This is a genomic window from Bacillus sp. JJ1122 (assembly GCF_036964885.1).
Classification (GTDB): Bacteria; Bacillota; Bacilli; order Bacillales; family Cytobacillaceae; genus Mesobacillus.
This window is the reverse complement of record NZ_JBALQL010000006.1, coordinates 314,912-327,648: the sequence shown is the minus strand read 5'-3', so window position 1 is coordinate 327,648 and position 12,737 is coordinate 314,912. Positions and strand designations below refer to the sequence as shown.

14 protein-coding genes are annotated in these 12,737 nt (G+C 40.6%); 13 read left to right on the top strand and 1 reads right to left on the bottom strand.

All coding sequences use genetic code 11. From position 1 onward, the window contains the following. Positions 1-286: 286 nt before the first annotated feature. The gene (locus V7201_RS05370) at positions 287-391 is read right to left on the bottom strand and encodes a YjcZ family sporulation protein (RefSeq protein ID WP_438825014.1); all 105 of its coding nucleotides are present in this window, start codon (positions 389-391) and stop codon (positions 287-289) included. A 199-nt stretch (positions 392-590) separates the two neighbouring features. Between V7201_RS05370 and V7201_RS05365 the strand changes: the two genes are divergently transcribed. The 13 genes from V7201_RS05365 (at position 591) to V7201_RS05305 (ending at position 12,534) form a co-directional block, all read left to right on the top strand. Then, positions 591-1,334 (top strand): segregation/condensation protein A, encoded by a 744-nt coding sequence (locus V7201_RS05365; RefSeq protein ID WP_335375750.1) that lies wholly within the window; start codon positions 591-593, stop codon positions 1,332-1,334. A 5-nt stretch (positions 1,335-1,339) separates the two neighbouring features. Beyond that, entirely contained in the window at positions 1,340-1,933 is a 594-nt protein-coding gene (gene scpB / locus V7201_RS05360) for an SMC-Scp complex subunit ScpB (protein ID WP_335375749.1), read from the top strand. 132 nt (positions 1,934-2,065) lie between these two features. Then, positions 2,066-2,485 carry a hypothetical protein gene (locus tag V7201_RS05355; protein ID WP_335375748.1) on the top strand — a complete coding sequence of 140 codons (420 nt, stop codon included), beginning with the start codon at positions 2,066-2,068 and terminating at the stop codon, positions 2,483-2,485. A 33-nt stretch (positions 2,486-2,518) separates the two neighbouring features. Further along, a complete protein-coding gene (locus tag V7201_RS05350) occupies positions 2,519-3,007 on the top strand; it encodes a DUF3907 family protein (RefSeq protein ID WP_335375747.1) in 489 nt (162 codons plus the stop codon). A 281-nt stretch (positions 3,008-3,288) separates the two neighbouring features. Continuing rightward, the gene (locus tag V7201_RS05345) at positions 3,289-4,428 is read left to right on the top strand and encodes a D-alanyl-D-alanine carboxypeptidase family protein (protein WP_335375746.1); all 1,140 of its coding nucleotides are present in this window, start codon (positions 3,289-3,291) and stop codon (positions 4,426-4,428) included. Continuing rightward, entirely contained in the window at positions 4,421-5,011 is a 591-nt protein-coding gene (locus V7201_RS05340) for a nucleoside recognition domain-containing protein (protein WP_335375745.1), read from the top strand. The genes V7201_RS05345 and V7201_RS05340 overlap by 8 nt, the downstream gene beginning before the upstream one ends. 2 nt (positions 5,012-5,013) lie before the next feature. Then, entirely contained in the window at positions 5,014-5,544 is a 531-nt protein-coding gene (locus tag V7201_RS05335) for a spore maturation protein (RefSeq protein WP_335375744.1), read from the top strand. 209 nt (positions 5,545-5,753) lie between these two features. Next, a complete protein-coding gene (gene rluB / locus V7201_RS05330; RefSeq protein ID WP_335375743.1) occupies positions 5,754-6,479 on the top strand; it encodes a 23S rRNA pseudouridine(2605) synthase RluB in 726 nt (241 codons plus the stop codon). A gap of 61 nt (positions 6,480-6,540) precedes the next feature. Then, the gene (gene resA, locus V7201_RS05325; protein WP_335375742.1) at positions 6,541-7,065 is read left to right on the top strand and encodes a thiol-disulfide oxidoreductase ResA; all 525 of its coding nucleotides are present in this window, start codon (positions 6,541-6,543) and stop codon (positions 7,063-7,065) included. Positions 7,066-7,091: 26 nt separating this feature from the next. Further along, a complete protein-coding gene (resB, locus tag V7201_RS05320; RefSeq protein WP_335375741.1) occupies positions 7,092-8,717 on the top strand; it encodes a cytochrome c biogenesis protein ResB in 1,626 nt (541 codons plus the stop codon). Positions 8,718-8,730: 13 nt separating this feature from the next. Next, complete coding sequence (gene ccsB, locus V7201_RS05315) at positions 8,731-9,918, top strand: c-type cytochrome biogenesis protein CcsB (protein ID WP_335375740.1); 1,188 nt, start codon at positions 8,731-8,733, stop codon at positions 9,916-9,918. Between the two features lie 112 nt (positions 9,919-10,030). Then, a complete protein-coding gene (locus V7201_RS05310) occupies positions 10,031-10,747 on the top strand; it encodes a response regulator transcription factor (protein ID WP_335375739.1) in 717 nt (238 codons plus the stop codon). Continuing rightward, positions 10,744-12,534, top strand: a complete 1,791-nt coding sequence (locus tag V7201_RS05305) for an ATP-binding protein (RefSeq protein ID WP_335375738.1) — start codon at positions 10,744-10,746, stop codon at positions 12,532-12,534. The genes V7201_RS05310 and V7201_RS05305 overlap by 4 nt, the downstream gene beginning before the upstream one ends. The last annotated feature ends 203 nt before the right edge of the window (positions 12,535-12,737 follow it).

The following is a 12,737-nucleotide window of genomic DNA, read 5'->3' as shown; positions in this document are numbered from 1 at the left end:
GCGTGGGCAGATTCGAGGAAGCTAATTCAGTGTCCTGCGGGGCTAAGCGCCAGCCCCTAGAAGAATTTGCTTATGAAAAAACCGGAAGTTGGGCTTTTTCATAATTCTTCAGCGGAAAGCGAAGCATCTGGAACGAAAATCAACAGCCTTGTTTACAGAGCCATAAGACTAACAAAGATAGCAAGGTGCTTTTCTCGAATCATAGATAAAGTCAATAAAGAGAAAACGCCCGGCAGATGCCGGGCACTGAATAGTGGGGTGCTATTTAGATGGCTGGCATTTATCCTTATAGCCAGGCTGCACCTACAATGATTAGCAATATGAAAAGCACTACGATAAGAGCAAACCCAGCTCCTAGTCCGTTGCATCCATGACCTTTTTTATCTGACATGCACATTACCTCCTGATAGTAAAATAGCCTACTTTACATTTTCAGCATATGAGGAAACTAGGTTAAAGGTTTGGGCGATAGTCCCTGTTTTATCAGGAATTTTAAAAATTCATATAGAAATTAGTAATGGATAACCTTATGCTAATCCACTATACTTATATAATGATGCAGTTCAATATAGGAATTTTGGTGGGAAACGATGCAATATAATGTGAAAATCGAGGCTTTCGAAGGCCCGTTGGATTTACTTCTGCACTTGATCAATCGCCTGGAGATTGATATTTATGATATACCTGTAGCGGAAATTACTGAACAATATCTCATGTATATCCATGCAATGAAAGAGGTCCAGTTGGATGTCGCAAGTGAATTTCTGGTGATGGCAGCAACACTTTTGGCCATAAAAAGCAAAATGCTTCTTCCAAAGCATGAGGAAGAAATCATTGATGAATTTGAGTTTGAACAAGAGGAAGATCCGCGAAATGAACTTGTAGAAAGGCTGATTGAATACAAAAAATTCAAAGAGGCCGCAAGTGATTTAAAGTCACTTGAACAAGAACGAGGCCTTATCTATACGAAGCCACCGAGTGATTTGACTGAATATGCGAAGGAAATAAAAACCGAAAATACAGACCTGGATATTTCTTTATACGATATGCTGGGAGCTTTTCAAAAGCTATTAAGAAGAAAGAAATTGCAGAAGCCGATGTCTACAAAAATTGCCCGTCAGGAAATATCTATTGAAAAAAGAATGGATGAAATCATCCACTTCCTGAAAGCGAGCGGGACGAGGACCAGTTTTAATGATTTGTTCCCGAATTCTGATCGTGGACACATTGTCGTTACGTTCTTGGCCATCCTTGAATTGATAAAACGGAAGGAAATCGATGTGCAGCAAGAACAGAATTTTGCTGAGATATTTATGACTGCAAGAAAGGAGTAAAAAGCTTGGAAATAGTTAAGTGGAAAGGTATTTTGGAAAGCCTGCTATTTGCTGCGGGAGATGAGGGGCTCAGCCTCAAGCAAATAGCGGCAGTGCTAGACGTGGAAGAACTGAAGGCTAATGAGATTTTGTCTGAATTGCAGATGGAATATGAAAAAGATGATAATCGGGGGATAACGATCGTTCAGCTTGCAGGTGTTCTTCAGCTTGCCACGAAAAAAGAGCATGCCAATTATTTAAAAAAACTTGTAGAATCACCAGGTGCCGGCCATCTTTCACAGGCAGCTCTTGAAACACTGGCAATAATAGCTTATAAACAGCCAATCACAAGGGCGGAAATTGAAGAGATACGCGGTGTGAAAACAGAAAGACCATTGCATACACTGACTTCCAGGGCGCTGATTAAAGAGGTTGGCAGGGCGGAAGGAACGGGCAGGGCTATTTTATATGGCACCACAAAGGAATTTCTTGATTACTTCGGCTTGAAAAATATCAAGGAACTCCCGCCACTTCCTGAAAAGATTGATGAAGATGATATCCAGGATGATGCAGATCTTTTCTTTGAAAAATTCCAGGAAACGATGGATATGGATATTTAGCTTTTGTGCACAAAGTTTAGAATTTATGATAAAATTTAAATAATTATTAATTGGAAATGCTTTTCGTTATCGAAGGCATTTTCTTTATACATATCTATTTTGATAGAATGAATGTCCATCAGGAGGAATAACATGCTTATTAAGCAATGTGTTGGGTATGAACTTGAAAAAGAGAAATCAAATACATCTGAGGATTTTTTTAACCGGAGTGAAGTCACCTTTGTTGAAGACGGCAAAGAAAAAACATTGCATGTATTGTATGTCAGGTATTTTGATGAATTGATTGGCAGCATCACACCCTTTGAAGCAGATCCACCGTTCAAGGCCGGATCAAGTGAAGTTTATTTAAGAGATCTTGTTGCACTGGCAGCTTTATTGAAAAATCCCGGATATCGCCATCGTAAGAGGGTATATATTAATGTGCAAAGAGAATTCGCGGATATTTTCAATGGTCTTGATTTTAACAAGCTTCCTGAAATTATTGAGGGCATTGAACAAAAAGGAGCTTTTGAAGTACGCTCGCCTTTAGATTATATTGTCCAGCCAGTCTAATAAGTTTGATGAAAATCCATCGGGGGTGTTATTTTGGGTAATACAATCGTTAAAACACAAATTGAAGAAGTCAGGGAATTTCTGGCGAATAGCGTGCACGAGCTGGAAGCATTCCTGAATGAAACAACCCTTACCACACTTCAACAGGGACAAAAAGCTAATGAAGAATATTATAAGTCCATCCTCTCAAGCCTGAGGAAACTGACAGTATATTGTGAAGAAGGTCTCGATGCTTGTAAGGTCATTTTGCAGGCGGAAGCATTTTCAAAGGCTGCCGCAGAAAAAACACTATACAGGATTTATTACCAGTGCATTGAAGAATTCTTCTCTCCAAAAAGTGATGTGTGGTATGAGGATAGCAGGTCGGCATATACAGGAAAGAATGCTATAAAGTTCAGACAGCCAGTATCTTCAGAATTAAGTGAGCTGCTGCTTGGCCTCGAGGGCAGTTTTCAGCGAATAAGAGAAGAATTGGAGTACTACGAAACAGATTACCGTACAAAGATGCTCCAATCCCGATAATTGTTGAAAAGGCTGTGTAAAAGGTCGGATGTTGGTTTCTGGCACCAGTTGATAGGAATGGAACTCAACAGACCTATTTACCATCGGAAAAAATTAATAAGACTGACTGTAGACAACCCGATTTTCATCGAGTTTGTCTACAGTCAGAAAGAAACAGCTTTATACAGCTGTTTCTTTTTTTTATGCCAATTGACTTAAAGTATAACCCGAAGCTTGTAGTCATATCATGCCTTGTCCTGCATAAACTTGTACAAACTGCCAAAGGAGACGAGGGTCTATCAATGAATAGGAAATGGATAATCATTTTGTTAATCACCGCCCTAATGCTATACAGCGTTCCTGGTACTGCCCAGGCTTCTATTTCAGTTAGTGCCAGCAGTGCTATTTTGATAGAACAGGAATCTGGCAGGGTATTATTTGAAAAAGACGCACATAAAGTAAGCCGGATTGCCAGCATCACCAAAATTATGACGGCAATACTGGCAATTGAATCAGGAAAAATGAATAACATGGTTAAGGTAACCGAAAAGGCTGCCCATGCAGAGGGATCATCGATTTATTTGAAACCCGGCGAAAAAATAAAGCTGGAGGACCTGGTTTACGGGTTGATGCTGAGATCTGGAAATGATGCAGCCGTAGCCATCGCAGAATATGTTGGCGGAAGCCTTGAAGGGTTTGCCTTCCTTATGAACGAAAAAGCTCGTGAAATCGGGATGGAAAACACTAATTTCGCAAACCCGCATGGTCTTGATGATCATGAAAATCATGTTTCTACAGCGTATGATATGGCCTTGCTAACCCGTTACGCAATGAACAATGAGTACTATAAAAAGATTGCTGGTACTAAAGTCCACAGAGCACCAAATCCAACAGAATCTTGGGACAGGGTATGGAAAAATAAAAATCGTCTGCTGACTGAATTATACGAGCACAGTACCGGAGGGAAAACAGGATACACAAAGCGTGCAAAAAGGACCTTGGTTTCAACAGCCGAAAAAGATGGATTTGAATTGATTGCTGTCACTCTCAATGCTCCGGATGATTGGAATGATCATATTCAAATGTTTGAATCTGCATATGACAATTATGATATCGCGGAAATTCTGGCAAAAGGGAAAATAAAAGGCATAAAAGATTCCTACTATAAGAATATGCTTTATTTAGATCATTCTTTTGACTATCCGCTAACCACTGAAGAAGAAGATCTTGTAAGAGTAGAATATAAATTAAAAAAAGCGCCAAAGGATGGAGCAGATCAGCTTAATTCTAATCTGGCTGGAAAGGCGAATGTTTATCTTGATGAAAAGAAGATAGCCAGCTTGCCGGTCTATTATAAAATGGAAAAGAAAAAAGAAAATTCATTTTTTGATTTCTTCAAAAATATCTTTACCTCGATGACAGGAATTGATCATCATGGTTAATTACATTTGGGTGATCATGACGTTAATTGGTCTTGGCTTTGCCATGGTGAACGGAACAATGGCTGAAGTCAATGAAGCTGTATTTACTGGTGCTAAGGAAGCAGTAACATTATGTATAGGTTTAATCAGTATTCTTGTTTTTTGGCTTGGCATGATGCGTATTGCTGAAGAGTCTGGCTTGCTTTTGAAGCTTTCAAGTTTATTTAAGCCGTTTGTTTCAAAATTATTCCCTGAAGTTCCTTCCAATCATCCCGCGATGGGCTATATCCTTTCAAATATGATTGCAAATATGTTTGGACTTGGAAATGCAGCAACACCTTTGGGGATTAAAGCGATGGAAGAACTTAAAGAATTAAATGGCGGGAAAAAAGAGGCTAGTCGTTCGATGATCACCTTTCTCGCAATTAATACAGCAAGCATTACCTTGATTCCGACCACTGTCATTGCAATCAGAATGAACTACAATTCAGAGAATCCAACCGATATAGTAGGCCCGACGCTGGTAGCTACTGCCGTTTCAGCTGTGGCTGCCATTTTCATAGACCGTTATTTTTACTATAGAAGAACCAAAAGGGGTAAATGAATATGGAATTCGTTTCAGCTATATCGCTATGGTTCATTCCTGTCTTGATCGGCTTCATCTTAATATATGGAACGTTTAAAAAAGTACCGACATATGAAAGTTTTGTTGAAGGCGGAAAAGAAGGAATCAAAATGGCCGTCTCGATTATTCCATTTTTAGTAGGCATGATGGTTGCCATTTCTGTTTTCAGAGCATCCGGTGCTCTTGATCTAATGGTTGATGCAATCAGGCCAGGACTTGCGAAGATAGGGGTACCGGCTGAAATTGTTCCGCTTGCCATCATCAGGCCTATTTCCGGAACTGCAGCTTTGGGAATAACGAGTGACTTGATTGGAGTGTATGGGCCGGATTCTTATATCGGCAGGCTTGCTGCTACACTGCAAGGTAGTACGGACACCACTTTTTATGTCCTAACTGTTTATTTTGGGGCTGTTGGGATCAAGAAGATGGGGGATGCTTTAAAAGTAGGACTGATGGCAGATGCAGTAGCCATTGCAACAGCTATTATTGTTGTTACCATAATGTTTTCATGAGGATACCTCTTCAGCGGGTATCTTTTTTATTTTGGCCGTATTAAAATTTATTATTAATTTTAAAATTATCAGTCAAGTCTTACAGGATATAATTTATTTTTTAGGGAATTGCTTACTTTGAAAACAGCGCGAGTTATGTCATAATTCATAAGGATGGATTAGATATTAAACTAAAGAATAGTTAATTGATACTATTAGGAGTGACCTTCATGGAAAGACTGCAAAAAGTTATTGCCCACGCTGGCATTGCATCAAGAAGAAAAGCTGAAGAAATGATCCTCGAAGGAAGGGTCAAAGTAAATGGCAGTGTTGTAAAAGAACTTGGACGTAAAGTAACTTCTTCCGACAGGATCGAAGTCGATGGAGTGCAAATCGAGGGAGAAGAGCCGGTTTATTTCTTATTCTATAAGCCGCGAGGAGTCATTTCGAGCGTTCAGGATGATAAAGGCAGAAAAGTGGTTACAGACTTCTTTGAAACTATTGAACAAAGGATTTACCCGGTCGGAAGGCTAGATTATGATACTTCTGGTTTACTGTTACTTACCAACGACGGTGAATTTGCGAACATACTTATGCACCCAAGCAATGAAATCGAGAAGGTTTATGTTGCAAAGGTAAAAGGCATCCCTTCAAAAGAAAAGCTGACAAGTCTTGCAAGAGGGATTATGCTAGAGGATGGAAAGACGGCTCCAGCAAAGACCAAGCTATTAAGTGTGGATAAGAAGAAAGATTCCGCAATTGTAGAGATTACCATCCACGAGGGACGAAACAGGCAGGTTAGAAGAATGTTCGAGGCAATCGGACACCCTGTCCTGAAGCTAAAGAGAGAAAAATATGGTTTCCTGACACTGAATGGCTTGCGAACAGGTGAAATAAGAGAGCTTACTCATCATGAAGTAAAACAGCTGCGTGTGCTTGGATTAAAAAAATCATAAAGAGTTTCCAACATAACTGTCTGTAAATGATATAATGGGGAATACGGTAGGAGGTTTAAAAATGAAAAAAAAGCGTCTGCTCACTCGGACCATTATACTTGCGGTTTTGGCTGCGGCAGTAGCGTATACATTGTACGCCAATATGAACAAAGATAAGAACCAGAAAATTGAAATCGGCAAGCCTGCGCCTGATTTTGTCCTGATTGATATGAATGGCAATAAACACAGACTTTCAGAATATAAAGGGCAAGGAGTTTTCTTGAATTTTTGGGCTACATGGTGCAAGCCTTGCGAACGGGAAATGCCTAACATCGAGAACCAGTATCAGCAATTTAAAGACCAAGGAGTCCAGGTTCTGGCAATAGATTCAAGTGAAACAGAACTGGTAGTAAACAAATTCATTGAGCGTAAAGGACTTAATTTCCCGGTGATGATTGACAAGGATGGACAAGTCCAGGCTGCCTATGGGATTAATCCGCTGCCAATCACCTTTCTGATTGACAAAGAAGGCAATGTTGTCAAAAGCCATACAGGGGAATTAACAGAAGAAACAGTCCGTGAATTCATGGAACAGATTAAACCTTAAAGTAAGGGGAACAGGGAGTTTTTACAATGAACGATGTAAAATGTGAATGTGGCCATGTAAATCCACATGGAACCATTCTTTGTGAATCTTGCGGGAGAGTTCTAGAAGAAAAGGAAAAAGAAACGCAGTTACTTGATATGCGTTATGAAGGAAGCGCACGCCGTTCACAGACTTATAATAAGACGGTTGTCGATAAGATATGGAATTTCTTTTCATCAGTTAAGGTGGGGGTATCGCTGATCATTACCCTCTTGGTCGCTTCTTCACTTGGTACGATTTTTCCACAGGAAATGTATATCCCTCCATTAATGCCGGCAGGGGAATATTATGAAGAAAAGTATGGATGGTTAGGAAAACTTTATTATGATTTAGGATTCCATAATCTTTATAGCTCCTGGTGGTACTTGCTCTTGATAGCTGGACTGGGTACATCACTTTTAATTGCCAGTCTGGACAGGGTAGTCCCATTGTACAGGTCTCTTACTAAACAGCGAGTTACTAGGCATGAAAGTTTTCTGAAGCGCCAGAGGATGTTCAGTGTGTCGGATGGTGAATTGTCAGATGATGCTATGGGTAAGATTACAAACCATTTAACTCAAAAGAGATATAAAATCCGTGAAGAAAACGGAAACATTCTCGCAGAAAAGAATCGTTTCTCCAGATGGGGTCCATATGTCAACCATTTAGGGCTGATTATCTTTTTGATTGGCGGAATGCTTCGCTTCGTCCCGGGAATGTATGTTGATGAAATCCTTTGGTTAAGGGAAGGGGAAACAAAAGCAATTCCCGGCACAGAAGGGCAATATTTTCTAAAGAATAATCAGTTCATCTTTGAAGTCTATGATAAAGATAAAGACGACGAAGTTTTTAAGGATGCAATTAATAAAGTCGGAACTGTAGTGAAGAACTATCAAACGAATGCGACGCTTTACAAAAAAAAGGGTGACACAGTTCCAGGAGAGAAGCCAGAACTTGAAAAAGTCCGAGACCAGTCAATCCAGGTTAACAAGCCACTCAAAGTTGATGGGTTCGGTCTGTACCAGGTCGATTATAAGCTTGGTGAAATGAACATGATGGCATTCAAGCTTGAAAATAAAAAAACTGGTAAACAGTTTGGCGACGTCCAAGTAGACTTATATGATCCTAAGATGAATTACGATCTAGGAAATGGTTATAAAGTGGAGGTCATGAGCTATTTCCCTGATTTTGAATTCAATGCAGAAGGCGAGCCGGCAACAAAGTCTCGTATTCCTAATAATCCTGCATTTATCTTCAAAATGTTTTCACCAGAAAAACCTAAGGGTGAAATTAGTTTTGTTGCGATCAGAAAGACAATCGAGCCGATGGGCAACAATGAATATAAGATGATATTCAATGGCGTTGAAACAAAAAATGTTACAGCACTTACTGTGCGAAAAGACCTCACTTTATGGATTATCGGTCTTGGCGGTTTAATATTCATGATCGGGGTTGTCCAGGGAGCTTATTGGAACCACCGTCGATTATGGATCAGGAGGGTCAATGGCCAGATTTGGACAGCAGCCCATACTAATAAGAACTGGCACGGGTTAAAAAGGGAACTAGATACTATATTTGCCGATTCGGGAATCGGTGTCCCTGAAGACCAGCTGGCAGAAGATAAGAAAGAATAAGGAGGGGAAAATAATGGTTCATTTAAGCTCGAACTTCCTGTTTGCAGCATTTATCCTTTATTTAGTCGGCATTTTATTTTTTGGAGGCGCCATCAAGGATAAGAGACATGCTGACAAGAAAGAAGGCCCTAATAGATGGGCGAAAATTGGTATCTTTGTAACAATCGCAGGATTTCTGTCTCAATTGACATTCTTTATTTTACGATGGATAGCATCTGGCCATGCACCGGTCAGCAATCTATTTGAATTCACAACGTTCTTTGGAATGGCTTTGGTTGGGGCATTTATCGGTATTTATTTTATGTACAAAACGCCACTTTTAGGTTTGTTCACTTTGCCTGTAGCGGCATTGATCATTGCCTATGGCAGCATGTTCCCAAGGGATGTTACACCGTTGATTCCTGCGCTGCAAAGTTATTGGCTTCATATCCATGTAACAACGACAGCGATAGGACAAGCAATTCTTGCGATCAGTTTCGCGGCCGGTTTGATTTATCTCGTCAGAAGTGTGGACCAGACAAAGAAGAGTAAAAGTACTCTGTGGCTTGAAGTTGTATTGTTTGGCTTGATCAGCACACTTGGATTCGTCTTTGTATCCAGCTACTTCGCTGCGACAGACTACGAAGCGAACTTTAACTATGTTAATAAAGAAGGTCAGCCTGCAACAGAGAAATTTACTGTTCCGGCACTAGTTGGCCCGCATCAATTTGAGCTTACAGATAAAGATCGTTTCGAGCCTTCATTTGAAACACCTGCAATTATCAACGCTAAAAAATTAAATACGGTTATTTGGTCTCTTGCTGCGGGTATAGTATTATATGTGTTGTTAAGAGCAATTTTAAGGAAGAGAATCGCTGCAGCCCTGCAGCCATGGACGAAAAATATCAATCTTGACCTTGTTGATGAAATTGGCTACCGCTCAGTCTTGATCGGTTTTCCAGTCTTCACACTTGGAGGATTGATCTTTGCGATGATTTGGGCCCAAATTGCCTGGACACGTTTCTGGGGATGGGATCCAAAAGAAGTTTGGGCATTGATTACATGGCTATTCTACGCCGCTTTCCTTCATCTCCGCCTTTCAAAAGGATGGCATGGTGAGAAATCTGCATGGCTAGCCGTGATCGGATTCATTATCATCATGTTTAATCTGGTAGCTGTAAACTTAGTCATTGCTGGCTTGCATTCTTATGCAGGTTCATAAAATGTGTCAAATTTTTGAATGCCTTCACTGCGTAAAGTGAAGGCATTTTTTAAAAAATCATGGCAAGAAGACGTATGTTTATGTAAAATATTCGCAGGGAGGGATATACCTTATGGAAAAAGACGTTAAGATTTTAGTGGTGGATGATGAAGAAAGAATCAGACGTTTATTGAAGATGTATCTTGAAAGAGAGAATTATATTATAGACGAAGCGGAAGATGGCAACGAAGCTTTGGCAAAATCGCTTGCCAATGATTATGATGTCATTCTTCTTGATTTGATGATGCCTGGCAAGGATGGACTAGAGGTTTGCCGTGATTTGAGGGAAAAGAAGTCTACTCCAGTAATCATGCTGACTGCAAAAGGTGAAGAAGTGAACAGGGTGCAAGGGTTCGAGGTAGGTACAGATGATTATATTGTTAAGCCATTCAGCCCGCGTGAAGTAGTCCTGCGTGTAAAAGCAATGCTGCGACGTTCTTCAAGCACAAGTTATCTTCAGACGGAAACGACTACTAAAGACGTAATTGTTTTCCCTCATTTAACAATTGATAATGATGCTCATAGGGTTTCTGCTGATGGAAAAGAAGTCAGCTTGACCCCTAAGGAATATGAACTACTTTATTTCCTGGCTAAGGCACCAGATAAGGTTTTTGACAGGGAACAATTATTGAAGGAAGTTTGGCATTATGAATTTTTCGGTGACTTGCGTACAGTTGACACACATGTTAAAAGATTGCGCGAGAAATTAAATAAAGTATCTGAACAGGCTGCGAAAATGATTGTAACTGTCTGGGGGGTTGGCTACAAATTCGAGGTAGTCAATGAATGATGTTTTGGCGCAGTGTAGTAGGTAAGCTTTGGATTACCATCCTTCTGTTAGTTTCGTTTGTATTGTTTATCCTGACAGTCATGCTGCTGGAGTTTTTTGAAAATTATCATATAAATGAAACGCGCAAAGGACTCACCAATACTGCTGAGAAAATTGCCAAGGTTCTTGAAGACCATCCAGGCCAGGAGGAACAATTAGGACTAGAGATTGCTTGGGAAATGGTCGATGACGATTCCCGTGTAACGGTTGTAAGAAATAAAAATACGTACTTTTATTCCCCTGGAACTGATGACGCTGCAGCCCATGTTCCTATTTCATTTTTTATGAAAGACAAGGAATTGGCCGAGGTTTTCAATAAAAACAAAACCGTCGATATTATTACTTCATTGCCGGAAGTTTCGAGCCAGGTGGATGATACAAAGTATTTGATGATTGGTGTCCCGCTCCATCAAAATGGAAAAGGAAATGGAGCCGTTTTCATCTATCAATCACTTGAAGTGATGGAAGAAACAACAAGGCTGACGACAAAATTCATATTGCTGGCAGCGGGTGTAGCCATCGTCCTAACGACAATTTTTGCGTTTTTCCTATCAACTCGGATAACGGCACCACTTCGTAAAATGCGTGAAGCAGCTTTTGAAGTGGCGAGAGGAAAATTCGATACGAAAGTACCAATTCTTACGCATGATGAGATCGGGGAATTAGCTACGGCCTTCAATCAAATGGGCAGGCAGCTAAAGTTTAATATGAATGCCCTTAGTCAGGAAAAAGAGCAGCTGACAAGTATACTGAGCAGCATGGCAGATGGTGTAATAACCTTCAACCGGGATGGAACCATCCTGATCACCAATCCTCCGGCAGAAATGTTCCTGCGGTACTGGTATTATGAACAGGGGCTTGGGTCTGAGAATAATGATGCCGTTCCTTCAGAAGTTATGGAGCTATTCCAGCTCGCGGTAAATACGGAGAAAGAACAGATAGGGGAAATCTCAGCCCAGGGGCGTACCTGGGTGATCATTGTCAGCCCGCTATATAATAAACGTTTTATCCGTGGTGCGGTGGCTGTTGTCAGGGATATGACAGAAGAGCGGAAGCTGGACAAACTTAGGGAAGACTTCATCGCCAATGTTTCACATGAACTCAGAACACCGATTTCGATGATGCAGGGGTACAGTGAAGCGATTGTAGATGATATCGCCCAGACTGATGAAGAAAAGAAGGAAATGGCCAAAGTCATTTATGATGAATCTCTTCGGATGGGCAGGCTGGTGAATGAGCTGCTGGACTTGGCACGCATGGAGGCAGGACATCTTCTTCTTTCTATGGAATCGGTCGAAATTGGACCCTATGTAAATCGTGTCATCCGAAAGTTCCATGGTCTCGCTAAGGAAAAGGGGATTGATTTATCAGTACATCTCGATACAGATGAGTTAAACTTCCGATTCGATCCTGATCGAATTGAACAGGTCCTGACTAACTTGATTGATAATGCCATCAGGCACGTGCCAGATTCGGCTTCTATTTTGATCAGCGGAAGGACCGATGAGCGAGGTTTATATTTTGAAGTAAATGATCAGGGTCCCGGTATTCCCGAAGAAGATTTGCCATTCCTGTTTGAAAGATTCTATAAAGCTGATAAATCAAGAACCCGTGGCATATCTGGCACAGGTCTTGGCCTTGCGATTGCAAAGAATATCATCGAGGCTCATCGGGGAAATATCTCGGTTAAAAGCAAACTTGGACATGGAACGACATTTTCCTTTTTTATCCCTCGAAATATTGAATAAATTAGGATTACTTGCCGACTATTCTTGATTCACGAGGAACATTTTTCGGTGAAATATTTCATGTAAGGCCCATTCCTGACAGGGATGGGCCTTTTTGTATTTTATTTTTACCCTAAGCGCGCATAGCGAGGAACAGTTTCGCTGGTCTGACCGCAGAAAACGAAGCGCATGTGGCAAGAAACTAAAATGTCTTGCCAAAAAAC